The 24634-nt window shown below is 60.5% G+C and carries 34 protein-coding genes; 20 read left to right on the forward strand and 14 right to left on the reverse strand.

Translation table 11 applies throughout. The annotated features are described in order from the left end of the window. Positions 1-6: 6 nt before the first annotated feature. From fmt to ACR0DS_RS12340, 3 genes are read left to right on the forward strand one after another with little or no spacing between them, the layout of a single operon-like run. Positions 7-915 (forward strand): methionyl-tRNA formyltransferase, encoded by a 909-nt coding sequence (gene fmt, locus ACR0DS_RS12330; protein ID WP_480559669.1) that lies wholly within the window; start codon positions 7-9, stop codon positions 913-915. 10 nt (positions 916-925) lie between these two features. Next, positions 926-1162, forward strand: coding sequence for a hypothetical protein (locus tag ACR0DS_RS12335; protein WP_209506192.1), 237 nt, complete (start codon positions 926-928; stop codon positions 1160-1162). A gap of 1 nt (position 1163) precedes the next feature. Further along, the gene (locus ACR0DS_RS12340) at positions 1164-1382 is read left to right on the forward strand and encodes a GlsB/YeaQ/YmgE family stress response membrane protein (RefSeq protein ID WP_480559671.1); all 219 of its coding nucleotides are present in this window, start codon (positions 1164-1166) and stop codon (positions 1380-1382) included. 60 nt (positions 1383-1442) lie between these two features. On the opposite strand, the gene ACR0DS_RS12345 is transcribed toward ACR0DS_RS12340, so the two are convergent. The 7 genes from ACR0DS_RS12345 to ACR0DS_RS12375 all read right to left on the reverse strand — a co-directional run bounded on the left by ACR0DS_RS12345 (position 1443) and on the right by ACR0DS_RS12375 (position 5938). Then, a complete protein-coding gene (locus tag ACR0DS_RS12345; RefSeq protein WP_209598782.1) occupies positions 1443-2045 on the reverse strand; it encodes a COG3904 family protein in 603 nt (200 codons plus the stop codon). Between the two features lie 64 nt (positions 2046-2109). Continuing rightward, positions 2110-2733, reverse strand: a complete 624-nt coding sequence (locus ACR0DS_RS12350) for a trimeric intracellular cation channel family protein (RefSeq protein WP_267364069.1) — start codon at positions 2731-2733, stop codon at positions 2110-2112. Next, positions 2730-3197: a ribonuclease HI gene (gene rnhA / locus ACR0DS_RS12355; protein WP_480559673.1), complete on the reverse strand. Its 468-nt coding sequence runs from the start codon at positions 3195-3197 to the stop codon at positions 2730-2732. Before rnhA ends, ACR0DS_RS12350 begins: the two co-directional genes overlap by 4 nt. Beyond that, positions 3190-3777: a class I SAM-dependent methyltransferase gene (locus ACR0DS_RS12360; RefSeq protein ID WP_480559674.1), complete on the reverse strand. Its 588-nt coding sequence runs from the start codon at positions 3775-3777 to the stop codon at positions 3190-3192. Before ACR0DS_RS12360 ends, rnhA begins: the two co-directional genes overlap by 8 nt. Continuing rightward, positions 3774-4226 (reverse strand): DUF3429 domain-containing protein, encoded by a 453-nt coding sequence (locus ACR0DS_RS12365; protein WP_480538700.1) that lies wholly within the window; start codon positions 4224-4226, stop codon positions 3774-3776. The genes ACR0DS_RS12360 and ACR0DS_RS12365 overlap by 4 nt, the downstream gene beginning before the upstream one ends. After that, entirely contained in the window at positions 4223-5173 is a 951-nt protein-coding gene (gene ispH, locus ACR0DS_RS12370; protein ID WP_480559676.1) for a 4-hydroxy-3-methylbut-2-enyl diphosphate reductase, read from the reverse strand. The genes ACR0DS_RS12365 and ispH overlap by 4 nt, the downstream gene beginning before the upstream one ends. A 189-nt stretch (positions 5174-5362) precedes the next feature. Next, positions 5363-5938, reverse strand: a complete 576-nt coding sequence (locus tag ACR0DS_RS12375; RefSeq protein ID WP_209506211.1) for a LabA-like NYN domain-containing protein — start codon at positions 5936-5938, stop codon at positions 5363-5365. A gap of 145 nt (positions 5939-6083) precedes the next feature. On the opposite strand from ACR0DS_RS12375, the gene folK reads away from it, so the two are divergent. The 7 genes from folK (at position 6084) to ACR0DS_RS12410 (ending at position 11808) form a co-directional block, all read left to right on the forward strand. Continuing rightward, positions 6084-6653, forward strand: coding sequence for a 2-amino-4-hydroxy-6-hydroxymethyldihydropteridine diphosphokinase (folK, locus tag ACR0DS_RS12380; RefSeq protein ID WP_480519471.1), 570 nt, complete (start codon positions 6084-6086; stop codon positions 6651-6653). A 94-nt stretch (positions 6654-6747) separates the two neighbouring features. Further along, positions 6748-7101: a DNA-directed RNA polymerase subunit omega gene (gene rpoZ, locus ACR0DS_RS12385; protein WP_209506215.1), complete on the forward strand. Its 354-nt coding sequence runs from the start codon at positions 6748-6750 to the stop codon at positions 7099-7101. A 26-nt stretch (positions 7102-7127) separates the two neighbouring features. Then, complete coding sequence (locus tag ACR0DS_RS12390; RefSeq protein ID WP_480473878.1) at positions 7128-9260, forward strand: RelA/SpoT family protein; 2133 nt, start codon at positions 7128-7130, stop codon at positions 9258-9260. 16 nt (positions 9261-9276) lie between these two features. After that, the gene (locus ACR0DS_RS12395; protein WP_480559678.1) at positions 9277-9969 is read left to right on the forward strand and encodes a DUF2062 domain-containing protein; all 693 of its coding nucleotides are present in this window, start codon (positions 9277-9279) and stop codon (positions 9967-9969) included. Beyond that, positions 9969-10715 (forward strand): pyridoxine 5'-phosphate synthase, encoded by a 747-nt coding sequence (locus tag ACR0DS_RS12400; protein ID WP_209598891.1) that lies wholly within the window; start codon positions 9969-9971, stop codon positions 10713-10715. The genes ACR0DS_RS12395 and ACR0DS_RS12400 overlap by 1 nt, the downstream gene beginning before the upstream one ends. After that, positions 10712-11338, forward strand: coding sequence for a LysE family translocator (locus ACR0DS_RS12405; RefSeq protein WP_480559680.1), 627 nt, complete (start codon positions 10712-10714; stop codon positions 11336-11338). The genes ACR0DS_RS12400 and ACR0DS_RS12405 overlap by 4 nt, the downstream gene beginning before the upstream one ends. Further along, a complete protein-coding gene (locus ACR0DS_RS12410) occupies positions 11335-11808 on the forward strand; it encodes a hypothetical protein (protein ID WP_480559682.1) in 474 nt (157 codons plus the stop codon). Before ACR0DS_RS12405 ends, ACR0DS_RS12410 begins: the two co-directional genes overlap by 4 nt. A 75-nt stretch (positions 11809-11883) precedes the next feature. Here ACR0DS_RS12410 and ACR0DS_RS12415 read toward each other — a convergent pair whose 3' ends face one another. Next, positions 11884-12732 carry a CE1 family esterase gene (locus ACR0DS_RS12415; protein ID WP_480483759.1) on the reverse strand — a complete coding sequence of 283 codons (849 nt, stop codon included), beginning with the start codon at positions 12730-12732 and terminating at the stop codon, positions 11884-11886. A 127-nt stretch (positions 12733-12859) separates the two neighbouring features. Between ACR0DS_RS12415 and acpS the strand changes: the two genes are divergently transcribed. The 4 genes from acpS to ACR0DS_RS12435 all read left to right on the forward strand — a co-directional run bounded on the left by acpS (position 12860) and on the right by ACR0DS_RS12435 (position 15486). Beyond that, positions 12860-13279, forward strand: a complete 420-nt coding sequence (gene acpS, locus ACR0DS_RS12420; protein WP_209506227.1) for a holo-ACP synthase — start codon at positions 12860-12862, stop codon at positions 13277-13279. Positions 13280-13341: 62 nt separating this feature from the next. Then, the gene (gene lepB, locus ACR0DS_RS12425; protein ID WP_480473873.1) at positions 13342-14181 is read left to right on the forward strand and encodes a signal peptidase I; all 840 of its coding nucleotides are present in this window, start codon (positions 13342-13344) and stop codon (positions 14179-14181) included. After that, complete coding sequence (rnc, locus tag ACR0DS_RS12430; RefSeq protein ID WP_480483758.1) at positions 14178-14855, forward strand: ribonuclease III; 678 nt, start codon at positions 14178-14180, stop codon at positions 14853-14855. The genes lepB and rnc overlap by 4 nt, the downstream gene beginning before the upstream one ends. A 154-nt stretch (positions 14856-15009) precedes the next feature. Beyond that, positions 15010-15486, forward strand: a complete 477-nt coding sequence (locus ACR0DS_RS12435; protein ID WP_480483757.1) for a hypothetical protein — start codon at positions 15010-15012, stop codon at positions 15484-15486. Between the two features lie 51 nt (positions 15487-15537). On the opposite strand, the gene ACR0DS_RS12440 is transcribed toward ACR0DS_RS12435, so the two are convergent. Next, positions 15538-16920: a multicopper oxidase family protein gene (locus ACR0DS_RS12440; protein ID WP_480559684.1), complete on the reverse strand. Its 1383-nt coding sequence runs from the start codon at positions 16918-16920 to the stop codon at positions 15538-15540. Between ACR0DS_RS12440 and ACR0DS_RS12445 the strand changes: the two genes are divergently transcribed. The 5 genes from ACR0DS_RS12445 (at position 16919) to recO (ending at position 19869) form a co-directional block, all read left to right on the forward strand. Continuing rightward, positions 16919-17047: a hypothetical protein gene (locus ACR0DS_RS12445; protein ID WP_480616751.1), complete on the forward strand. Its 129-nt coding sequence runs from the start codon at positions 16919-16921 to the stop codon at positions 17045-17047. The two genes, ACR0DS_RS12440 and ACR0DS_RS12445, sit on opposite strands and share 2 nt — an antisense overlap. Before the next feature lie 33 nt (positions 17048-17080). Continuing rightward, positions 17081-17989, forward strand: coding sequence for a GTPase Era (gene era / locus ACR0DS_RS12450; protein WP_209506233.1), 909 nt, complete (start codon positions 17081-17083; stop codon positions 17987-17989). Next, complete coding sequence (locus ACR0DS_RS12455) at positions 17986-18315, forward strand: DUF1491 family protein (protein ID WP_209598772.1); 330 nt, start codon at positions 17986-17988, stop codon at positions 18313-18315. The genes era and ACR0DS_RS12455 overlap by 4 nt, the downstream gene beginning before the upstream one ends. A gap of 90 nt (positions 18316-18405) precedes the next feature. Beyond that, positions 18406-18945, forward strand: coding sequence for a hypothetical protein (locus tag ACR0DS_RS12460; RefSeq protein ID WP_480559686.1), 540 nt, complete (start codon positions 18406-18408; stop codon positions 18943-18945). 198 nt (positions 18946-19143) lie between these two features. After that, on the forward strand, positions 19144-19869 hold the full coding sequence (gene recO, locus ACR0DS_RS12465; RefSeq protein WP_480559688.1) for a DNA repair protein RecO: 726 nt from the start codon (positions 19144-19146) through the stop codon (positions 19867-19869). Here the strand turns inward: recO and ACR0DS_RS12470 are convergent. The 3 genes from ACR0DS_RS12470 to ACR0DS_RS12480 form a co-directional block, all read right to left on the reverse strand. Continuing rightward, entirely contained in the window at positions 19853-20245 is a 393-nt protein-coding gene (locus ACR0DS_RS12470) for an META domain-containing protein (RefSeq protein ID WP_480483754.1), read from the reverse strand. The two genes, recO and ACR0DS_RS12470, sit on opposite strands and share 17 nt — an antisense overlap. A 40-nt stretch (positions 20246-20285) precedes the next feature. Continuing rightward, positions 20286-20840 carry a hypothetical protein gene (locus ACR0DS_RS12475; protein ID WP_480559690.1) on the reverse strand — a complete coding sequence of 185 codons (555 nt, stop codon included), beginning with the start codon at positions 20838-20840 and terminating at the stop codon, positions 20286-20288. Between the two features lie 251 nt (positions 20841-21091). After that, positions 21092-22783, reverse strand: coding sequence for an acyl-CoA dehydrogenase family protein (locus ACR0DS_RS12480; protein WP_480483752.1), 1692 nt, complete (start codon positions 22781-22783; stop codon positions 21092-21094). Between the two features lie 144 nt (positions 22784-22927). On the opposite strand from ACR0DS_RS12480, the gene ACR0DS_RS12485 reads away from it, so the two are divergent. Then, positions 22928-23692 carry a sulfite exporter TauE/SafE family protein gene (locus tag ACR0DS_RS12485; protein ID WP_480483751.1) on the forward strand — a complete coding sequence of 255 codons (765 nt, stop codon included), beginning with the start codon at positions 22928-22930 and terminating at the stop codon, positions 23690-23692. Between the two features lie 4 nt (positions 23693-23696). Here ACR0DS_RS12485 and ACR0DS_RS12490 read toward each other — a convergent pair whose 3' ends face one another. Both ACR0DS_RS12490 and ACR0DS_RS12495 read right to left on the reverse strand, forming a co-directional pair. Beyond that, the gene (locus ACR0DS_RS12490; protein WP_267364195.1) at positions 23697-24242 is read right to left on the reverse strand and encodes a hypothetical protein; all 546 of its coding nucleotides are present in this window, start codon (positions 24240-24242) and stop codon (positions 23697-23699) included. Between the two features lie 33 nt (positions 24243-24275). Further along, a complete protein-coding gene (locus tag ACR0DS_RS12495) occupies positions 24276-24566 on the reverse strand; it encodes a hypothetical protein (RefSeq protein ID WP_209506363.1) in 291 nt (96 codons plus the stop codon). Between the last annotated feature and the right edge of the window lie 68 nt (positions 24567-24634).

Raw genomic sequence — 24634 nt, forward strand, 5'->3', positions numbered from 1 at the left:
CCAACGATGCGCATCATCTTCATGGGAACCCCTGATTTTTCGGTCCCGGTGCTGGACGCACTCGTCAGGGCCGGGCACGACATCGCCGCCGTCTACTGTCAGCCCCCGCGCCCCGCCGGGCGTGGCAAGAAAGACCGCCCGACGCCGGTTCACGCCCGGGCCGAGGCGCTGGGCCTGTCCGTTCGCCACCCAACCTCTCTGAAATCCGCTGACGAACAGACCGCATTTGCCGCGCTGAACGCCGATATCGCCGTCGTCGTCGCGTATGGCCTGATCCTGCCGCAACCCATTCTGGACGCGCCGCGACACGGCTGCCTGAACATCCACGCGAGCCTGCTGCCGCGCTGGCGCGGTGCCGCCCCGATCCACCGGGCGATCTTGTCAGGCGATGCCGAAACCGGGATCTGCATCATGCAGATGGAGGCCGGTCTGGACACCGGCCCGGTCCTGCTGCGACAGGCAACCGCGATTGAGGTTGAAGAAACCACCGCGCATCTACATGACCGGCTCTCGGCCATGGGGGCCGCGCTGATCGTCGAGGCGCTGGCCAAGCTGCCGGACCTGATACCCGAACCGCAGCCCGAGGATGGCGTGACCTATGCCGCCAAGATCGACAAGTCCGAGGCCCGCATCGACTGGACCCGCCCAGCGGTTGAGGTCGACAGGCAAATCCGCGGGCTGTCACCCTTTCCCGGCGCATGGACCGAGATGAATGGCGAGCGCATCAAGCTGCTGGCATCGCGGCTGGCAGACGGGCAGGGCGCAGCGGGTGAGGTTCTGAACGACGACCTGCACGTGGCCTGCGGTCGGGGCGCGGTCGAACTGCTGCGCTTGCAACGGGCGGGTAAAGGCGCGCAGGATAGGGAAACCTTCCTGCGGGGCTGGCCCATTCCCACCGGCACCCGCCTGACCTAGGAGAAGCCCGATGTTCATGGTGATGATGGGGACCGTCGTGATTGCCGGGATCGTCGGATATCTGTCCGAACAGACCGGGTTCACCCATAACGGCTATCTTCAGTCGATCATCATCTGCGTGGGTGGGGCGTTCCTGTTCTACTTCATCCGCATCATGTTCGGTATCAGCTTTGGCCCTCCGGGTCTGGATGCGGTGATCTCGTCTGTCGGCGCGCTGATCATCGTGCCGACCCATTGGCGAAAATGACATGCCCATCGTCGCTCTGATCATCATCCAAGCTGCGCTTGAAGTTTTGCTCGCCAGGTTGCTCCCGGCGACGATGCTGATCGGCATTGTTGGGGCTATGATCGGTGGGCCCCTTCTGTGGTCTCTGATACCCGACGCTGGCTGGATGTCGGGCTTTGTGGGCGCGGTTCTGGGCGCATTGCTGGTGATCTGGATCTGGCAGACCTACCTGCGCCGTTAGCATATTCCTTGGCTGCGCATTCCGTCCCGCAAACCTTCACTCGACAGATAGCGCAGCAGATCAGCGCTCGTCGCACTCCAGCGCTGAACCAAGCGCCGGGGCGGCTTTCGTCGTCATATCGAACCGGTTCGCCTCGGCGGCAGTCATCCAGTGGATGCTGTCGGCCGGGGCCGCATACAGCGTGTACCAGTAAAACGACTCATCGACGCCAATGTCCCTGAAATAATCCAGATAGCGGTCATGTTCCGGGTCATCCTCGGGCAGCTCCGTTGCCACCAGCCCCGACCCGGCCCAGCTGTGAACGCCCACACAGGCCCCCGGCTGCAAAACACGGCGATGTCCGGCCAGAAACAGATCGGTGCCGCCGCTGGCAACCAGACCGTCCGAGGGCACGATGGTATCGAACCCGGCCTTGCGCACCTCGCGGCTGAAGATGACATTGGCGTCGTCATCCACCGATCCCTCGATATATTGCAGCACCAGCGTGCGCGCTTCGGGATTTTCGGCGGTGACGTCTTCAAAAGCGGACAGCGTCGTTTCGTCAATCGTGCCCGAGGCGATGATCCGGTCACCCTCGGCAACAAAGTGGACAGGCGCATAATATGCGCCGCAGGAGGCCAGCAAAGCCAGTGAGACCGCAATCGATGTAAGTCTGAACGGCATTTGGCCTCCGGGCTGCGCGTTCCAAACAGCTATCAGCCCGCCCCGGTCGCGTCCACCGACAGGTTCAGTTGCGGGGCGGGCGGCTTTTGTAGACGGGCAATTGCCAGCCAAACACCAGCGACCCGGCCCGCAAGGCCCAGCACACAAGGGCGCACAGGCCCAATACAAAGGCGGGCTCCAGCCCCAGCCTGACCGCAAGTACCGCCGTCAACGCCCCCACAAATGCGCACGAGACGTAAAGTTCGCCCTGTTTCAGCACCAGCGGCACCTCGTTGCAGACCACGTCGCGCATCAGCCCGCCCAGACACCCGGTCGTCACACCCATCAGCACGACGATGATACCGGGCTGATCCAGTGACAGCGCGGCACCGGTTCCGGCGGCAACGGCGACCGACAGTGCGAAACTGTCCAGCCAGACCAGCCAGTTATAGCGGCTTTCCACCAGATGCGCGGTAAAGAACACAAACACCGCCGCCGCGACGGCGATCAGGATGTAATCCGGCTGGCCGACCCAGAAGATCGGGTGACGGTCCAGCAGCAGGTCGCGTACCGTGCCGCCGCCAACTGCGGTCAGGCAGGCCATGAAGGCAAAGCCCACCAGATCCAGCTGCGCCCGGCTGGCCACCAGCGCCCCGGTCAGCGCAAAGATCAGAACCGAGGCATAATCCAGCAGCGTCAGCGCGCTCACGCCTGCGCCTTTTTCGGCTTGAACGGCGCCATGCCTGCGCGGGCCAGTTCATCGGCCTTTTCGTTTTCTGGATGGCCCGCATGGCCCTTGACCCATTCCCATGTCACGTCGTGGCGATCCTGCGCCTCGTCCAGTCGCTGCCACAGATCGACATTCTTGACCGGCTTCTTGTTCGAGGTTTTCCAGCCATTCCGCTTCCAGCCGAATATCCAGCCGGTGACGCCGTTCTTCACATAGGCGCTGTCGGTGACAATGGTGATCTTCGACGGGCGCTCCAGCGTCTCAAGCGCGCTGATGGCAGCCAGCAACTCCATCCGGTTGTTGGTCGTCTCGGCCTCGCCGCCGTTCAGTTCCCGCTCTTTCAGAACGCTGTCGCCGTTCATCGCGCGCAGCAGCACACCCCAGCCACCGGGGCCGGGATTGCCGGAACAGGCGCCATCTGTATAGGCAAACAACTCAGGCATGGGCGAACACCAGTATAAACCCGTCGTATGACCCGGCCAGACCCTTGCCCACCCCTTCGACCGTGCGGTCAACTGTGAACCCGGCCTGGGTCAGCGCCTCTCGGATCTCGGCTTCCGAGTAATAGGTGTAATAGCGGTCCAGATCGTCACGATGCTCGCCCGTGCCCAGCTTCATGCCCAGAAACAGCTGGCCGCCGGGCTTCAGGGCCGTGTGGATCGCTTTCAGGTGACGCGGAAAATCCGCACGCGGCGCGTGCAGCAGGGAAAAACTGGCGTAAACTCCATCATATTCGGCGGTTTCGGTAACATCGTCGAACGTACCCAGATGCGCGTCCACCCCGTTCTGGCGGGCATGTTCGACAAAGGCGGGGGTGGCATCCAGCGCCCGCACCTTCAGCCCCTGACGCATCAGGAAACCGCTGTCCGATCCGGGGCCTGATCCCAGATCCAGCACATAGCCGCCCGCACCGACCGCATCGGCAAAATCCTGACGGGTCTTGAGCTGTTCGGCTGGCAGAGGAATGGCCAGATATTCGTTTACTCTGTTCGTATAGGCATCAATCGTGCGTTTGTCGCTCACAGGTACACTCCTACGGCTAGGCTGGCCAGAACGATTGCGGTCAGCAGGATACGCAGCTGCATCCACCAGACCGGCGTCAGCCGCCAGTATGAAAACAGGGCGTCCAGCAGCAGCAAGCCGGTGAACCCGTAGATCAGATTGGTGCCTGCAGTGACCGGCCCGCCGCCTGTCATGGCAAAGGCCCACAGCGCAGGCAGGACCGACAGCCCATAACACAGCGCCGCCTTGCTGCCCGAGGTCTTGGTGGCAAAGCCCCACAGCACACCTGACATAAAGCTCAGGATGACCGAGCCATAGAACAGCTGCACATAAGGGCCAACAAAGCGTGGGCCAAAGCTGCGCGCGCCCCAGGCGTTCAGATCACCGTTCAGATAGGTCAGCGCGCCCCAGACAAACGGGACCAGTCCCGCCAGCCCCAGATAGAGCGGCGCCTTCGGCACGCCGATCACGCCGGTTGCCTCAACACGCGCGGTACTTTGAACTCGACGTTTTCGGTTGCGGTCTCGACCGGCTCGACAGTGACATCATAGTGATCGCGGAAGGCGTCGATCACCTCGTTCACCAGCAATTCCGGGGCCGATGCGCCAGCGGTCACCGCAACGCTTTTGATGCCCTGCAAAGCGCGCCAGTCGATTTCGGTCGCGCGCTGGACCAGTTGCGCGTATTTGCACCCCTCGCGCGATGCAACCTCGACCAGACGGCGGGAATTGGACGAGTTCGGAGCCCCCACAACCAGCAGCGCATCGGCCTTGGGGGCCACGGCCTTCACGGCCTCCTGCCGGTTGGTCGTGGCATAGCAAATGTCTTCCTTATGCGGGCCGACAATGGCCGGGAACCGGGCCTGAAGGGCTGCGATGATGTCCTTGGTATCATCCACCGACAGGGTGGTCTGGGTGACAAAGGCCAGCGCGTCGGGGTCGCGCACCTGCACGGCGGCCACATCCTCGACCGTTTCGACCAGCAGCACATCACCCTCGGGCAGCTGTCCCATGGTGCCAACGGTTTCGGGATGGCCCTTGTGGCCGATCATGATCATCTGCAATCCCGCATCCGCATGGCGCTGCGCCTCGACATGAACCTTCGACACTAGCGGACAGGTGGCATCCACATAGATCATCTCACGCTGCGCGGCTTCGGCTGGTACCGATTTAGGAACACCATGGGCGGAAAAGATCACCGGGCGGTCATCGGGGCATTCATGCAGTTCTTCGACAAACACAGCCCCTTGCGCCCGCAACCCGTCGACCACGAATTTGTTATGCACGATCTCGTGGCGCACATAGACCGGCGGCCCCCATTTCTGCAGGGCCATTTCAACGATCTTGATGGCGCGGTCCACACCGGCGCAGAACCCGCGGGGGGCGGCCAGGTAAAGTGTCAGTGGCGGCTTGGTCATTCGGCTGTCTCCTTAGGGCACAGGTAAGTCTTTTCCCGGCCTTGGTCCAGACAGGACATTGTCATTCATCTGACACGAATCGTTGTTAGTCAGAGGATGTTTCAGCACCAATCCTTAGTTAAAGAAGCGCGGCCAGGACCCCGGTCCTGACCGCGCGAATTTTTCCCATCAACAGGCAGTGGTGCCGGATCAGCTGCCGCCTGCAACCGCGACGCTGCGATGCTCTGCCGGCATTTCACGCGGCGGGCGACCGATCACGTCGCGCAGATCTTCCAGCTCGATGAAGTTGTCGGCCTGACGGCGCAGCTCGTCCGAAATCATCGGCGGCTGGCTGCGTATCGTTGACACGACCGACACGCGAACGCCCTGACGTTGCAGGCTGGCGATCAGCGGGCGGAAATCCCCGTCACCCGAGAACAGCACGATATGATCCACACGCGGTGCCAGTTCCATGGCATCGACCGTCAGCTCGATATCCATGTTTCCTTTGACTTTCCGACGCCCCATGCTGTCGGTGTATTCCTTGGCCGGTTTTGTGACCATGGTGAAGCCGTTGTAATGAAGCCAGTCAACCAATGGGCGGATCGGTGAATACTCGTCGTTTTCAAGCAGCGCTGTATAGTAGAAAGCCCGAAGCAACTTGCCACGGCGCATGAATTCCTGCCGCAGAAGTTTGTAGTCTATGTCGAAACCGAGTGCTTTTGCCGCGGCATAAAGGTTCGAGCCGTCGATGAACAGCGCTAGCCGTTCGTCCTTATAAAACATAAATAGGTCCTTCCGGTATAATCCAGACTGCGCCGCGTTACGTGAGTGAGTGGGTGTTTTATAAATTGACGCAATCTGGTGGGCTTATAGTTAGAACTTTTGGCCGTTATCGCAAGTATGCATTGTGTCGAATATAGGGTAGCATATGTACAATTCTTTGCCAAATGCGGTTGTGGCATTGGGCGCAAATCTCGATCTGAGAGGAAATGGGCCCGCTGTAACGCTACAGCGCGCAATTGACGCACTTTCGCAACAGGGCGTAGTGATTCGCTCTGTCAGCCGGTTTTTTGCGACACCCTGCTTCCCCGCTGGCGCTGGTCCGGACTACGTGAATGCGGCTGTGCTGATCGAAACCGACAAATCCCCGGCCCAGCTTTTGCGCGTACTGCACGAGGTTGAACACCAGTTCGGTCGTGAACGGGTGCAGCGCTGGGGAATGCGGACGCTGGATCTGGATCTTGTGTGCTATGGCGATCAGATTCTGCCCGACCGCGCCCTGTTCGACCGCTGGCTGACTCTGCCGCCCGAGGCACAGCGGCAAGAAGCACCGGAACAGTTGATCCTGCCGCATCCGCGCCTTCAGGACCGCGCTTTTGTGCTTGTGCCGATGGCGGATATTGTGCCCGACTGGCGCCACCCTGTGCTTGATCGCACGGTTTCCCAGATGGTCGCCGACCTGCCCCCATCCGAGGTTGCAGCGGTTACGCCGCTGTGATCCCTGCAAATGCAGCATTTCCTGCTTGTCAAGGCGCGGAATCGCGCTTAGATAAACCTCTTCCTGACATGGACTCAGAAACGGAGAGCGCCCAATGGCCCGCGTGACGGTTGAAGATTGCGTAGACAAGGTTCCAAACCGGTTCGAACTGGTGATGCTGGCCGCCCATCGGGCGCGCGAGATTTCTGCCGGTGCCGCGATTACCGTTGACCGCGACAACGACAAGAACCCTGTCGTGTCCCTGCGCGAAATCGCCGACGAGACCCAAGGCGCGGACGCCCTGCGCGAACGCCTGATCGAGGCCAACCAGACCCAGATCGAGGTTGATGAGCCGGAAGAAGATCAGATGGCGCTGCTGATGGGTGCCGAGTCGGACAAGCCTGCGATGGACGACATGTCCGAAGAAAAGCTCCTGCGCGCTCTGATGGAGGCTCAAGGGCAGGGGTAAGCTCCAAAGACGAAGGTGCGGGCCGGATGATTTCTGCTGACGATCTGATTGCGCTGGTCCGCAACTACAATCCCAAGACGAATGCTGAACGTCTCGCGCTGGCCTATGAGTTTGGCCAGCAGATGCACGCAGGGCAATTCCGCCACTCTGGCGAACCCTACTTTACCCACCCTGTTGCCGTTGCCGCCATCCTGACCGAACAGCGTCTGGATGATGCGACGATCATTACGGCTTTGCTGCATGACACGATCGAAGACACCAAGGCCAATTACGGCAAGGTGTCCGACCTGTTCGGGGATGAGGTCGCCAAACTGGTCGATGGCGTCACCAAGCTGACCAACCTGCAACTGTCCAGCCGCGAAACCAAACAGGCCGAGAATTTCCGCAAGCTGTTCATGGCCATGTCCAAGGACCTGCGGGTCATTCTGGTCAAGCTGGCCGACCGTCTGCACAACATGCGCACCATCAAGGCGATGCGGCCCGAAAAGCAGGTTCAGAAAGCGCGCGAGACGATGGATATCTACGCGCCGCTTGCGGGCCGCATGGGGATGCAATGGATGCGCGAGGAACTGGAAGACCTCGCGTTCCGCGTCCTGAACCCCGAAGGCCGCCAGTCGATCATCCGTCGCTTTATCACGCTGCAACGTGAAACCGGCGATGTGATCCACCGCATCACCGGCGACATGCGCCACGAGCTGGAAAAGGCAGGCATCGAGGCCGAAGTCTTTGGCCGCGCCAAGAAACCCTATTCGATCTGGCGCAAGATGCAGGAAAAGGATCAGGGCTTCTCGCGCCTCTCGGATATCTACGGGTTCCGCATCATCACCCAGACGGAAGAAGACTGCTATCGCACGCTTGGGGCCATCCATCAGCGCTGGCGCGCGGTGCCGGGTCGGTTCAAGGACTATATCAGCCAGCCGAAATCGAATGGCTACCGCTCGATTCACACCACCGTTTCGGGCCGCGATGGCAAACGGGTCGAGGTTCAGATCCGTACCCGCCAGATGCACGACGTGGCCGAAACCGGCGTTGCGGCGCACTGGTCCTACCGGGACGGGGTGCGCACGGAAAACCCCTTTGCCGTCGATCCGGCGAAATGGATATCCAACCTGACCGAGCAATTCGACAACGAGGATGATCACGAAGATTTCCTCGAAGCCGTCAAGCTCGAGATGTATTCGGACCAGGTCTTCTGCTTCACCCCCAAGGGCGACGTGGTGAAACTGCCGCGGGGCGCGACCCCGATCGATTTCGCCTATGCCATCCACACCCGGATCGGCCATGCCTGCGTGGGGGCCAAGGTCGATGGCATTCGCGTGCCGCTCTGGACGCGGATGAAGAACGGCCAGTCGGTCGATATCATCACCGCTGACGGGCAGACACCGCAGGTCACATGGCTTGAGATCGCTGTCACCGGCAAGGCCCGTACCGCCATCCGCCGCGCCCTGCGCGAGGTGGATCGCGAACGGTTCATCAAGCTGGGCAAGGAACTGGCGCGCTCGGGCTTTGACCATGTGGGGCGCAAGGCCACCGACAAGGCGCTTGATACCGCCGCCAAGCACCTGCGCCTGAAAGACCGGCATGAATTGCTGGCCCGTCTGGGCAGTGCCGAACTGACCGCTCATGAGGTGGTTCAGGCCGTCTATCCCGAACTGGCTCAGGATGACGGCGACGCCATCCCGCTGCGGCGCGCCGTGATCGGTCTTGAACCCGGCCAGAAATTCGACCGCGCGCCCTGCTGCCAGCCGCTGCCGGGCGAACGGATCGTCGGCATCACCTACCGGGGCAAGGGTGTTGTGGTGCACGCCATCGACTGCGACAAGCTCAGCCAATATGAAAGCGAACCGGAACGCTGGGTCGATCTGCATTGGCATTCTGGCACGCACCCGGCCGTCTATGGGGCGACACTGGATCTGACTATCGGCAACGATGCCGGGGTTCTGGGGCGCATTTGCACATTGATCGGCGAGAAAAAGGCCAATATCTCAAACCTGGAATTTGTGGACCGCAAACCGGATTTTTACCGCCTGCTGATCAATGTCGAACTGCGCGACCTTGAACAGTTGCATTCGCTGATGCTGATGCTTGAGGCTGAAAGCGACGTTGCAGCGGTCGAGCGTTATCGGGACCGGACCAAAACCGCGACTGCGGCTGGCTGAGAAGGGGTGATCACGGGTGGTATTCAAGCGCCGAGACCGACGCTCTCCTGTTCAGGTCGCATCGGAACTCGTCTATCCGCGTGGCGGATGGACCCGCGCCTTCCACTATGTCAAACACCGTGTCCGCCGCCTTCCGGATTCCCCTGACCGGATCGCCCGTGGCATAGGGGCGGGCGTTTTCGCATCCTTCACGCCGTTTTACGGGCTGCACTTTCTGGTTGCGGCACTTGGTGCGCGGCTGATCAAGGGAAATATTCTGGCCGCCCTCAGCGGCACGTTCTTCGGCAACCCCCTGACATATGTCCCGATTGGGGTGATCTGCCTGCAAACCGGGCATTTCCTGCTGGGCACTGAATATGAAGAAGGCGACACGCAGGGGCTGATGGGCAAATTTGCCGACGCCATCGGTGACCTCAAGAACAATCTTCTTGCCCTGTTCACGGACCGCGTGGCCGACTGGCACGGGCTGGGGCAGTTCTATGATGATGTTTTCTATCCCTACATGATTGGCGGCATCATCCCCGGTATCGTGGCGGGCATTATCTGCTACTACCTCAGCCTGCCGCTGATCCTGACCTACCAGCTGCGCCGCCGCGCCAAGATCAAGGCAAAGTTTGAAGAAATCAAACGTCTGGCCGGAGAAACATCTGCCGGTCCCGCGCCAAGATCGCTAAGGTCGGGGCGAAAATCTGCAAAAGGAACCAAATGATGTCCGAAAGCCGTCTGCGTCTGGGTGTGAATATCGATCATGTCGCCACCGTGCGCAACGCGCGCGGCGGGGCCTATCCTGACCCGCTGCGCGCCGCCAAGCTGGCAGAAGAGGCCGGCGCCGACGGCATCACCGCGCACCTGCGCGAAGACCGCCGCCATATCTCGGACGCCGATATCGACGGCCTGATGGAGGTTCTGTCGGTGCCTCTGAACTTTGAAATGGCCGCCACCGACGAGATGCAGAAAATCGCCCTGCGCCACAAGCCGCACGCCGTCTGTATCGTTCCCGAAAAGCGCGAGGAACGCACCACCGAAGGCGGGCTCGAAGTCGCGCGCGAGGAAAACAAGCTGGCCCATTTCATCGCCCCGCTTCGCGAGGCCGGGTGCCGCGTGTCGATCTTCATCGCCGCGGATCAGCGCCAGATCGAGGCCGCGCACCGTATCGGTGCCGAGGTGATCGAGTTGCACACTGGCGCCTATTGCGACGCCCACGCCGAAGGCCGCATGGACGCCGCCGAGCGCGAGCTTGAATCGCTGCGCCAGATGTCCACCTTCGCCCATTCTCTGGGGCTCGAGGTCCATGCAGGCCATGGCCTGACCTACGACTCCGTAAAGCCGGTTGCCGCCTTCCCCGAGGTCATGGAACTGAACATCGGGCATTTCCTGATTGGCGAGGCAATCTTTCTGGGTCTCACCCCCGCCATTCGGGAAATGCGCCGTCTGATGGACGAGGCGCGCGCGTGATCACCCCCGGCTTTATCGCCATCTGGTTCGCCTGGCTGATGGCCGGGGGCTCTCCGGGCCCGGCCACGATGGGCATTGCCGGAACCGCCATGAACGAAGGCCGCACCGCCGGGCTGGCCTTTGCCCTTGGCATCTGCGCCGGATCGGCCGCTTGGGGCATTGCCGCAGCGCTGGGCCTGTCGGCGGTCATGCTGGCCAATGTCTGGCTGTTCGAGGTGATCCGCTATGTCGGCGTGGCCTATCTGGGCTGGCTGGCGCTGAAGGCCCTGAAACGCGCGATGACCTCGGATGATGAGGTCGCCCTGGGCAAACCGGTCACCGGCACGCTGCCCACGATCTTTGCCAAAGGTGCGGCGATCCACCTGACCAACCCCAAGGCAATCCTCAGCTGGGGGTCGATCTATGCCATCGTCGCGCCAAGCGATGCCAGCCTGCCGATGCTGCTGAGCTATTTCGCCATGCTGTACGCGGGATCACTGATGATCTTCATCGGCTATGCGTTTTTGTTCTCATCCGCCCGCATGGTCCGCACCTACCGCCGTGCCCGCCGCTGGTTCGATTTCGCCTTCGCCGGGTTCTTTGGCGTGGCGAGTTACAAGATCCTGACGGTGCGGTTGTCGTGATCAACCTTTGGACATCCGAGCAAAAAACCTTGTTGTTTAACCGGGTTTGGTACGTGGTTTGTTTCGTTGTTAGTATGATGCTGTCGGTTTCGTCGGGCTTTGCCCGGGAAAAACTGGGCCTCGAAGGTGTGTTTTTCTTTCCGGTCGATTTCTTTGTGACCCCCAGCATTATGGCAGCAGTGGTTCTCACACATCCATGGTCAAAGAGGTTTTCTGAAATAACCGCAAACGCCACATTGTGGTACAACGCAGCCTACATGGTTGGTCTTTCAGTGGCGGTGTTGTGGGCTATGCAACTCGCAGCATTGTTTTACCACTTCAGGTATTGGCACCAATTTGATTTTTCGGCTTTCGCTTTTAGAAACAGTGCTCTGCTGTTTTGGGCAGCGGTTTCTATAGGCATATGCCGAGCCGTGCTATCGCAATCGATACAGGCAAAACGAACGCTTTTTGGCGGTGAAAGAAGCTGACACAACTGATCCTCGGTATCGGTACAGACCTGGCAAACGCACGCAAATAGATCTCGGCAAATTCCGGTGGAAGCGCTAGGGCGCGTTCGAGATTTCCAGAAACCAATCCGCCACGGCACCGGCCCAACCGGGCTGCCTGCCGTGGCCATGTGGCCCAAGCGCCAGGGTGACAGAACCGTCCTGACACTTGCTCCACTTCTTTCGCCAGGATGCGCCTTCTGTTGCAACGCTGTTTGCCATCTGCCCGCATCCATTGGTTCTGGTCAGAATTTCAATGGATTTCAAAACGCTGCCCTGTTCGAAATCATAGTCCCCAAAGGTCACAAAACGCCCCTCCAGCGGGACGGTCCGGTCTGCAAATCCGTGGGAATGATGCATGTGAACCGGGCCGCTGCACCGCCGCCACATTGGCTCCCAAAAAGCCCCTGATGCCGAGGCATAGGCAAAGGCAAAGGAATGATCCGTGCAGGCCTTGTCCCAAACCAGTGATCCGCCGCGTGAATACCCCGCCAGCAAAATGCGATCTGCGTTCAGGTCGAAACGGGCAATGGCGTCTTCCTTGATCTGCTCCAGCGCGGCCAGATCATCCCGCGGCCAGCGATAGCCATCATGCACCCCCCAGTCCAACACCTTGGGGTTGCCAATGTCGACCTGACCATTCGGCGCGATAAAGGCGATGCCGCGGTCGGTAAAGGCCGCCGCGAGGCCGGAAAGATTCACGGCTGAATTCGCCGTTGCCCCATAGCCATGCAGATAGATAACAGCTGGCGGCTCGGGCGCGGCCTCGGGCAGAACCACCCGATAGGACAACTCTCCTACCTGACAGGGGGTATCCTCGGTTCCGCAATCCTGTGCAAAAGCGGGGAAAACGGTGCTTGCGACAATGCCAGCCACCGCGATTGCCATGAACGGAATTTTCGACATTGCGTCCCCCCACACCAACGTAAAAATTGAACATTCCGGTAAAGTATATCACGGAATGCGGCAACCAACCGCTTGCGTGTGGTCATCAATTGCCGTTGATTGGCCCGACCAGAGAAATGAGAGCCACATGATCCTCGGCATCGGCACAGACCTTGCAAATATCGACCGCATTCAGGGCACGCTCGACCGGTTCGGCGACCGGTTCCGCAACCGTGTCTTTACTGACACCGAACAGCGCAAGGCCGAACGCCGCGCCGATACCGCAGGCACTTATGCAAAACGCTGGGCCGCGAAAGAGGCATGTTCCAAGGCGCTCGGCACCGGCCTGCGCATGGGCATTTCGTGGAAGGACATGGCCGTCACCAACCTGCGCACCGGGCAGCCGGTGATGCATGTCACAGGCTGGGCCGCCGAACGCCTGAACGAACTGACCCCCGCAGGGCACGAGGCGATCATCCACGTCACGCTGACCGATGACCACCCCTGGGCACAGGCCTTTGTCGTGATCGAGGCGCGTCCCCTGCAAGATCACGTCACACAGCCTTGACTTGACCCCATCCCCCCCGCATGTAGCAGCGAAGCCAAGCACAGAGAACTGGAGAGAGCAGTATGGCCGAGGAAGCCAAAACCGGAAGCGGCGTCTGGGAAACGATCAAGACCATCGTCTATGCCCTGCTGATCGCGGGCGTGTTCCGGACCCTCTTCTTTCAACCGTTCTGGATTCCGTCCGGTTCGATGAAGCAGACGCTGCTGATCGGCGATTTCCTCTTCGTCAACAAGATGGCCTACGGCTATTCCTACGCCTCATGTCCCAGCCTGATCATCCCCAGTGTCGGCCTGAATATCGACGCCGAAGATCTCTGTGGCTGGATGCAGGGCGACGACGGAAGCCGCATCTGGGGCGGCGATCCCGTGCGCGGCGATGTCATCGTCTTCCGCCACCCGGTCAGCGGGCGCGATTATATCAAGCGCCTGATCGGCCTGCCGGGCGACCGCATTCAGGTCCGTGAGGGGCAGATCATCCTCAACGGCACACCGGTTCCGCAACAGCCTGACGGCATATTCACCGAAATCGCCGAACCGCAGGGCCCGCAACGCCTGCGCCCGCGCTGCGAAAACGGCCCCGTTGGCGTTGGCGGCGCCTGTGAAAAGTCGCGCCTGATCGAAACCCTGCCCAACGGCGTCACCTATGACGTGCTGAATATCGGCAATCAGGGCTCGGACAATACCGGCATCTATACTGTGCCCGAGGGCCATTATTTCTTCATGGGCGACAACCGCGACAACTCGGCTGACAGCCGCCTGCCGCAATCCGCTGGCGGGGTTGGCTATGTGCCTTACGAAAACCTGATCGGTCGCGCCGACCGGATCATGTTCTCGTCTGCCGGCCGGTCGATGCTGTTCTTCTGGACCTGGCGCGGGGATCGCTTCTTCAAGGCGGTCAATTGAAGCTCTCAGCCGAGATAAAGGCCTTCCAGCAGCGTTTGGGGTATGAATTTGCCAACCCCGAGTTGCTGGTGCGTGCGCTGACCCACGGCTCGGTCTCATCGTCGACCCGGCCCGACAATCAGCGGTTGGAGTTTCTGGGGGACCGCGTGCTGGGACTTGTCATGGCCACCGCGCTGCTTGAGGCCGACAAGAAAGCCTCCGAAGGCCAGCTTGCGCCCCGGTTCAACGCGCTGGTCCGGAAAGAGGCCTGTGCAGATGTTGCCCGCCAGATCGATCTGGGCGCGGTGCTGAAACTGGGCCGGTCCGAGATGCTCTCGGGTGGGCGCCGCAAACAGGCGCTGCTGGGCGACGCGATGGAGGCGGTGATTGCTGCCATCTACCGCGACGCCGGGTTCGAAGCCGCCCGCGATGTCATCCTCGCCCTCTGGGGCGACCGCATCCACAAGGTCGAGGCCGACGCCCGCGACGCCAAAACCGCGCTTCAGGAATGGGCACAGGCGCGCGGCCAGAAACCGCCCAGCTATGTCGAGGTCAAACGCAGCGGTCCCGACCACGCCCCCGTCTTCACCATCGCCGCCCGCCTTCAGGACGGAACCGAGGCGCAAGCCACCGCAGGCTCCAAGCGCCAGGCCGAACAGGCGGCTGCCAAGGCGTTGCTGGAGCGAGTCGGCTGATCCCTGTTGAAGCTCGGCCTGTCACAAACTTCAATCTAACTTGAAGACTATAGAAGCCACGACAGACGACCTGTATCTGGGTATCAGTCGTTTTGGCACCCGTCAGACTGCGGCAGGTCAAAGCACTCGGGAAACAACGTATAAGGGCAATCCAATGCAACGTGCAAAACTCTCGCTCGTCAATATCGGCTTCCTGTTCATTGCCGGGTTTGTGGCAACCATGGCCTTCGATTTCTGGGGGCAAGTTGTCAGTCCGGGGATCGGCTGGGCCAACCTGTCACCCGAAGGTCTGGCGCAGAGTTTGCTGTCCAGTCTGGGTTTGCCCAGCAACGCTTTTCTGGGCTTCTTCGTGCATTTCTACATTGTCGGCCTGATTGCCTATCCTTTGGGTTGGTTCCTTATTTTCCAGCCAATCTGGGTCAAGGTACTGGGTCCGGTCCACATGTTGGCAGCCTCGGCAATCTATGGATTCGGTCTGTGGGTGTTTGCAATCGGAGGTGTCACGACCTTTGCCGGTCTGCCGCCGTTCCTGAACTTCGTCGGGATCACATGGGTCGCGCTGATCGGCCACGTTTTGTACGGCATCGTGTTTGTTGCCGTGCTTAACCCCATCCTGCGCCGTCACCCGTGATCTGATCCGTTCTATCCGTCGGTCCGGTGTCGGGCCGACGGCTTTCATTTATCACTCCACCCGGAAAAACCCGGTCAGCCCGGTTTTCTGATGTTCGATCACATGGCAATGAAAGGCCCAGTCGCCGGGGTTGTCCGCCAACAGCGCGATATCCGCCACCTCATCCTTCAACAGCAGCATCGTGTCGGTCATCAGCGGTGGCAGGGTGCGCAGGTTGGATCGCAGCGGCACGAAGGCCAGCCCGTGCAGGTGGATCGGATGCAGGTTGGGCGACTCGTTGCGCAGCCGCAGGACATAACTTTTGCCCTGTTCCAGAACCGCCAGCGGCCCGGTGCCTTGCGCCGCATCACCCGGCCATGGTTTGCGGTTGATCGACCAGAAACTATACCCCAGCGTGCCGCAGAACCCGTCATTCGGGGCACCGCCTTCGGGGGTCCAGCCAAAGACGAACTCATGCAATTCCGCCCGGTTCGGATCCGGGCGCGCAACGGGATTTGCCCGCAGCGGGCGCAGCTCTCTCAGATCGCGCGCCGCTGATGTGCCAGTAGCCCGCAAGCGCGCCATGGCGCGGTGCGGCTGGCCGGGAAACTTGGCCATCAGGTCCGCCGTCTGCCCTTCGCCCTCGGGCATCCGGACGGCAAAATCCACCCGCTGACCGGGGCCCAGCAACAGCGGTTCATCCGCCGTTGGCACCGGCAGGTCGATCTCGACCGGATGCCCGTCCCACGCGATGATCCGGGTCTCGGCCCCCTCGGGATGCAGCTTGTAGATGCGGGTCGTGTCCGTGTTGACCACCCGCAGCCGCACCAGACTGCCCGCCGCATGCTCATAGACCGCCTCGCTCTGCCAGTTGGCGGTCTGCACTGTACCAAACGTGCCCGCCCGCGCCGCACCCCGCGCCGTATAGGCCGGCAGGAACGCGTCATCCTCGTCCAGACGGAAATCCCGCAGATTGATCACCTGTTCGCTGTCGAACCCCGGCTCTTCCGGCTCGGCAATCACCATCACGCCGGTCAGCCCGCGCGCCATCTGCTCCATCGTCATGCAATGGGGGTGATACCAGTAGGTCCCCGCATCCGGTGGCGTGAACTCATAGGTGAAACTTTCGCCCTCGCCGATGGGCATCTGGGTCAGGTAAGGCACCCCGTCCATCTCGTTTCGGATGCGCAACCCGTGCCAGTGCATCGAGGTATAATCCGGCAGCGTATTGCGCACACTCAGCCGCATAGGCTCGCCCTGCCGCCCATGCAGAACCGGCGGCGGCGCATCGGGCGACAGGCTGACCATCCCTGTGGTCAGCCCTTCTCGCAGCCGGTAACTGGCAGGTTGCAGCACCAGCTCCTGTGCTGCATCACCTGCCGCCAGCGACCATCCGCCCAACCCGAACGCACCGGCGGCAGCACCGCTTCCAAGAAGAAACTCGCGACGTTTCATGAAAACCTCATTGAAAGGATTTGCTGCCGGGCTGGAACTGGCTGGGCATCTATGCCTGTCCTGCCACCGCAAACGCAGGGCCGCAATGCGACAAATCCCTCTGGCCCGCCGCCCCTTTCTGCTATAGGGGGGCGCAGTTGCAGACAGGATTGCCAGACACATGACCACACGCGCCGGATTTATCGCCCTGATCGGAGAGCCCAACGCAGGCAAATCCACCCTCCTGAACCGCATGGTCGGGGCAAAGGTCTCGATCGTGACCCATAAGGTGCAGACCACCCGCGCCCGTATCCGCGGCGTTGCGATGGAAGGCGATGCGCAACTGGTCTTTGTGGACACGCCGGGTCTGTTCAAACCGCGCCGCCGTCTGGACCGTGCCATGGTCGCCGCCGCCTGGGGCGGGGCCGCCGATGCCGATATCGTCGTGCTGATGGTCGAGGCGCATCGCGGCATCACCGAAGGGGTCGAACGCATCCTCGAAGGGCTGGCCGAGATCGGGCAGGGCCGCACCATCGCGCTGGCCATCAACAAGATCGACAAGGTGCCGTCCGAGAAACTGCTGGCCCTGACCAGCGACCTGAACGCGCGCTACCCCTTCGCCGAAACCTTCATGATTTCGGCCGAGAAAGGCCACGGCGTCGATGACCTGCGCAAATGGCTGGCGGGCGAATTGCCCGAAGGCCCGTGGCTGTATCCCGAAGATCAGATCGCCGATCTGCCCCTGCGCATGATCGCCGCTGAAATGACGCGCGAGAAGCTGACCCTGCGCCTGCATCAGGAACTGCCCTATCAGCTGACGGTCGAGACCGAGACCTGGGAAGAACGCAAGGACGGCTCGGCCAGAATCGATCAGGTCATCTATGTCATGCGCGACGGCCACAAGGGCATCGTTCTGGGCAAGAAGGGCGAGACGATCAAGGCCGTCAGTCAGGCCGCGCGGGCGGAACTGGAAGAGTTCCTCGACCGCAAGATCCACCTGTTCCTGCAAGTGAAAGTCCGGCCCAACTGGCTTGAGGAATCCGAGCGCTATTCGGAAATGGGTCTGGATTTCAAAGACGGCAACGCATGACCCGCCTGACCGCTGATTTCTGGGTTCACGCCTATCTGGCGCGGCTCCGGTTTCAGGAAATCCCCGCCTTTGTTGTGGCCCATGGCGATGACACCGCGGGCGCGGTTTTGGTCAAGCTCAACACGCTCGACGGGCAGGCCACCGCCTTTCAGCGCAGCTTTGATCTGATGAGCGGCGAACGCACATGGGTCGAACTGTCCTCTGGCCCCGAGGGCGACGTGGATCACGCCATCCAGCGCCAGCGCAGCTTTGACCCCGACCTCTGGGTGATCGAGGTCGAAGACCGGCAAGGCCGACACCTGCTGGGCGAAGAGGGGCTGGAGTAGCGGGCCAGACGCATGTCGGCTTTGAGGCCAGAGCGGACTTAAGCGACGGCATGTGCTATACTATCGTGGTTGAATCAGGGGAGGGCGAATGTGAATAGACTGCTGCCCGCTATCGCGATAATTACTGTTATTCTGGCACTTGGCACGTCGGTAACTTCAGCGCAGGACACTTCTGGTGAGCGCGCCGAAATGATACGGACTCAAAATGCGCTCCGGCTTTTTCGCGAAGCGGAACATGATAGTCGTCACCTGCATTTCTTGATGACAACGGCAATAATTTCATTTGAAGGCGGATGGATGGCCAGAGAAATCGCAGTGGGCCTGTCATACGCTGAAAACCTCAGAGAGGTTGCCAAAAACCAGTATTTGCCGAAGGCAAACCGGCTTCTCGCACGACTTCAATCGAACAAAGACCTTAGCGACGAGGAAAAGGCAAGGATGGCCGATAACGCGCAGCAGATGCTGGGTCTTATTGCCTTGTCCAAGGCCATAGCGGATCTACTTGACGACGGTGACGGTGGCGCTGCCCACACGCTGTTCCACGAAGAGGCGTTTCCTGTTTTCAAATCAATCTGGGCAACAAACCATACGCTAATAAGCAATGCCGAAAGGCGGTTTCCCCGTCGGTGAAACGCTGTTGACTCAGGTGACAAATCCCATCGTGTCGCATTTAACGGTGTCCGGGTTGTCCGCATAAATGCCCAGTCCCCTGCCGTCGGACCAAGCGTTTCACCTATCTTTCCGCGTTTGATGCGCAAAACCATTGCAGAACGGAACCCTTCACGATTTTCTGGGAACACCACAACTTATCACCGACAGGACCCCGAATTGGACTGGCGCGATCACGGCATCCTACTGACCTCTCGCCGCCACGGCGAAACCTCGGCGATTGTCGAGGTCTTTACCGAATCCCACGGGCGTCATGCCGGTGTGGTGCGGGGCGGGACCAGCCGCAAGATCGCACCGATCCTGCAACCCGGCGCACAGCTGGATGTGCTGTGGCGTGCGCGGCTGGAGGAACATATCGGCACCTTTCAGGTCGAACCCCTGCGCTCGCGCGCGGCGGCGGCGTTTTCCGGGCGGCTGGCCCTGTCCGGGCTGAACGCCGTCGTGTCGCTTTTGTCCTTCTGCCTGCCCGAACGAGAGGCGCATCCGGCGCTCTATACCCGGACCGAGCGGTTGATGGACCTGTTGGGACAGGATGAGATCTGGCCGCTGGCCTACCTGCGATGGGAACTGGCGTTGCTGGACGAGCTTGGCTTTGGCCTTGATCTGACCGCCTGCGCCGCGACCGGCACAACCGAGGAGCTGGTCTATGTGTCGCCCAAGACCGGGCGCGCCGTCAGTGTCAAAGGGGCGGGGGAATGGGCAGACAAGCTGTTGCCGCTGCCGCCCTGCCTGCGGGGCGAAGGCACCGCGCCGGATGCCGAGATTGCGCAGGCTTTGTGCACAACCGGATATTTCCTGAACCATCGCGTCGCCCCCGCGCTGGGGCATAACCCACTGCCCGAGGCGCGCGCGCGGTTTGTGGATCAGGTCACTCGGCGGCTGTGAACACCATCTCGTGCCCGTCCTCATTGCGCAGGATCAGCACATCGCCCGACACTTCGGATTGGGTCATGGCCAAAAGGGCGGCGAAATAGACCCCTTCGGCCTCAAGCCCGGCGCAGGCGGCCCGCGTTGCTCTCAGGTCCTGAATTTCGAACCACGGGTAGGGCGCGTTCAGCGTGCCGTCATAGCTGTTGCAGGGGGCGTTTCCGGCGATCCTGCCCTCTTCGGGGAACCGCAGCAGGGCGCTGGCGGCAAAGGGCTGTCCGTCGATTTCCTGCAGCGCCCATGTCCGGTCTGCCGCGCCATAGGCGGCAACGGATTCATCCCTGTCGCATTGAAACAGGGCCATCAAAGGCAGGGTCAGGATCAGGCGTGTCATGGCAGGGTTCTAGCGTATCAGCTCTATCGGCGAAACCGGGTCAGTAGGGCAATGACCCGTTCAGAAGCCGCTCGCGCACTTCCAGCCGGGGTGCCCAGTTGTATCGCGTATCCTCTCGCACCGGCGCCCAGAACAAGGCGCCGCTGTTGCGCCAGGGGTCGAGGATGATACCGTCATACATCGTGTCCCCCTTGGCGCTGATCGATGCCGAATGGTGGATGATGCGAAACGGGGTCGGAGGCGACGTGGCCCAGTTCAGGTCCAGCGTCCGGAAATTTTCCTGCCGCAAGCGTTTGGTCATCGCTTCGGCCCAGTCATTGCACAGGCCCTTTTCGCGGAACCCGTTGATGACCTTGGCGTTGTGGATGATGGCCGGGTCGGTGACATTCCAGTCCTGCTTCAGCTGCTGCGAATAGGCATAGGCAATCGTGGCCGCTTGCTGTGCCTCGGCCGGATCGACCTCCGCCCCAAGCCCCCGGATCGATTGCGCCAGCGCGTCCACATCACTCCGGCTCACCGTCGGCTGCGAGGTGGTGCAAGCCACCAGAGCAAGAGCCGCAAGAACAGCGCACATGGCAAGGAAAGATCGGGTCATGCGGTTTCCCAAAAGTTATTTTTCCGTCTCGTGTCCGGCTGATGCTCTACCGGTGAAAGGGGCGGGATCAAAGGGGGAAGTTTTGAAGCACGAGGGTCATTTGTGACCGTCACGCGGGCCACGAGGGGCATTGGAATGTTTTGTACAAAACGTACTCTGCACGGTTCGGACCGCGTACAGATTGTACAATACAGGAAAAAGACCCGGCGCAAGCGCCGGGCCAGTCGGGGAAACAGGACTGCCGAAATGGGTCACCCGAGCAGACGTCGTGCAATGACCTGTGCCTGAATTTCGGCAGCCCCTTCGAAAATGTTAAGGATACGCGCGTCACACAGAACGCGGCTGATCTTGTATTCCAGCGCAAAGCCGTTGCCGCCATGAATCTGCAACCCGTTATCCGCCGCAGCCCAGGCCACACGCGCACCAAGCAGCTTGGCCATACCGGCCTCAAGGTCACAGCGCTGGCCGTGGTCTTTTTCCCATGCGCTGAAATAGGTCAGCTGACGAGCGATCATGATTTCGACCGCCATCATCGCCAGCTTGCCAGACACGCGCGGGAAGTTGATCAGAGATTTTCCGAACTGCTTGCGGTCGATCGCATATTGCATGGCGATGTCCAGCGCACACTGTGCGACGCCGATGGCGCGGGCGGCGGTCTGGATGCGCGCGCTTTCGAAGGTTTCCATCAACTGCTTGAAACCTTTACCTTCTTCGCCGCCCAACAGGTTCTCACCCTTGACGTGGAAGCCGTCAAAACCCAGCTCGTATTCCTTCATGCCGCGATAGCCCAGCACCTCGATCTCGCCACCGGTCATGCCGGGTGTGGGAAAGGGGTTCTCGTCAGTGCCCGGTGTCTTTTCCGCCAGGAACATGGACAGGCCGCGGTGGTCGGTGCTGTCGGGGTTGGTCCGCGCCAGCAGGGTCATCACATGGGTCCGCGCGGCGTGGGTGATCCAGGTCTTGTTGCCGGTAATCTTGTAATCGCCATTCTCATCCTTGACCGCGCGCGTGCGCAGGCTGCCAAGGTCTGAACCGGTGTTAGGTTCCGTGAAAACGGCGGTCGGCAGGATCTCGGCACTGGCGATCTTTGGCAACCACTGTGCCTTTTGCGCGTCGGTGCCGCCCGCGATGATCAACTCGGCCGCAATCTCGGATCGGGTGCCCAGCGAACCCACGCCGATATAGCCACGCGACAGTTCCTCGGACACCACGCACATTGATGCTTTGGACAGGCCAAACCCACCGAACTCCTCGGGGATGGTCAGACCAAAAACGCCCATTTCCGCCAGTTCTTCAATGATTTCCAACGGAATCAGTTCATCCTTCAGGTGCCAGTCATGCGCGTTTGGTTCGACCTTTTCCTGCGCGTAGCGGCGGAACTGGTCCCGGATCATCTCAAGCTCTTCATCCAGACCGGACGCGCCGAACATCGTAGCTCCGGCCTGATCCTGCATCAGTGCAACCAGACGGCTGCGCGCAGCCTGAGAATTGGCCCGCGCCATCAGGGTCTGCACTTCGGTCGACTGAAAGCCCGACAGCGCGTCCCAGCCAAGACCCATATCCTGAAGACGCACCACCTCGCCCTGGTTCATCGGAATTCCGCCCGCGACCTGGTGCAGATATTCGCCAAAGGCTATCTGGTGCAGCAACTGCTCGATCTCGCCAAATTTACCATCGGCTTGCAGCGCTTCTGCCCAGCGCTGCATCTGTTGCAGCGACTGCGAATATGTCGCCAGCCAGGCCAGACCATGCGCGGCGGTCTGATTTGCTTCGATCAATGCGCCAGAAACCCGGCCCTCAGCAGTCACCATGCCACGCACGGATGCGCGGGCTTTTTCAAAAACGGCGTCCACAGCAGGCACGGCGGCCCGCGTTAAATCCAGAAGATCGGGCAAAACTGCATCAGTTGTCATTTGGGTCATATCCTGTCCGTCATGGGCCATGAATCGCGTCCTTTCCTCGGTCGTCTGGTCATATCATGCTGCACGTGCAGCGCAACAAAAATACTCAATTTGCTGCTAGAAAGTTCAAAAATTACCTTATCATTTTTGCAATGCAGAAGAAAATCCAGATGATATCTAGAAGGCATGGACCTGTTTTCCCTTCTGTCGCCGCAAGAGCTGTTACTTGCCATCGCCGTCGCCTTTGCCGCCGGATGGGTCAAGGGCATGGTTGGATTTGCCATGCCCATGGTGTTTGTATCTGGCCTGAATTCGTTTCTGCCACCGGATCTGACCCTGGCAGGGCTTATTCTGCCGACCCTTGTCACCAACGGCGTTCAGGCTTTTCGCGGGGGCGCCAGCGCCGCACTCAGCTCTATTCGACGATTTCGGGTGTTCCTGGTCGTTGGCGGTATTTTTCTGGTGCTGAGCGCACAGCTGGTTACGCTGGTGCCCGGCTCGGTCTTCCTGCTGCTGATCGGTGCATTCGTGTCCTTCTTCGCCCTTGTGCAGGTTCTGGGCGTCAGGCTGGTGCTACATCATCCATCAACCGGTGTTGAGGCTATTGTTGGCGGCGTCGCCGGGTTCGTGGGTGGCATGTCGGGCATCTGGGGTCCCCCCACAGTTGCTTATCTGACGGCTTTGAATACCCCGAAGGCCGAGCAGATCCGAATTCAGGGCGTCATCTATGGATTGGGGGCGGTCATGTTACTGGCCGCGCATGTCTGGTCCGGTTTTCTGCGGGTGCAAACGGTTCCGTTTTCAGTAATACTGATCTTTCCTGCCATGCTTGGCATGTGGGTTGGTTTGAAATTGCAGGATCGCATCGATCAGGCCAGCTTTCGCAAGGCGACGCTGTTCGTTTTACTGGTAGCGGGATTGAACCTGCTGCGGCGTGGCCTGATGGGCTGAGGTGCTAGCCCGGTCGCCTGTCTGCAAACCGGAACGCGAAATACAGACCCAGCATCAGAAAGAACAGGCCCGAGATGTCGCCGATAAGGAAGGCGATGTACTCAACCGTTGCACTGCCAAAGACCAGATTGGTCAGGCCAGAGACCAGAATGGATGTGGCTATGCCCACGCCCATAACGCAAATCCAGCAGGGTTTGCGGTTCGGGTTGGGGAACAGGTCCCATCCGACGGCCTTGAGCAGATAGAAAACCGCAGGAACTGTCAGAACCGCGACAGCAATTGCCAGCAGGCGGGTGGGCAGGAAAACATCCGTTCCCGCCAGATAAGCAAAGACGATGAACACACCCGGCAGCAACGCAAATACTGCGCGCCACCCCAGCAACCAGGCCGACAGAACCCGCACGCCATGCGGCAAAAACAGCAGGCTCGCCCGGCTTGGGTATTCCGGAAAAAACACGTTCTGCATTGGCATAAGCACGGCGAAGGTCAGTATCGACGCCAGCACATAAGCCAGTGAAGCCGCAAGGGTGTCAGTCGCCCAGCCGCGCATTGCGATCACATCACCGTGCGCGCACGGGGCGCGTCATCTGGGGGCATGAACGATGTACCGCCCGCGGTTGGCGCTGCCGCTTTGCGAAAGATAGCCTTTTTCGACCAGCGATTTCAGCGCGCGGAAAAAAGTTGGGCGTGAAATGCTTTGGACCAAAGTATGCTCGATCAAACCGAACGTACGCACTTCCTGAGTGGATTTTGAAAGCTCTTCCGCGGCGTAATAAATGTCGCGCTCAACCGGAGATAGTTTTTCCAGCCCAAGCGTCCGCTCCATGCTTTGCATCAATTTGCGTAGTTCGGTGAGTTTCGAGATTTCCGTCATGGTGTTACCTGTAGTTTTCTGTGCCAACCGCCGCATGTCCGCGACCATTTGAACCACACTGATAGCAA

Source organism: Ruegeria sp. AF5 (assembly GCF_056541905.1).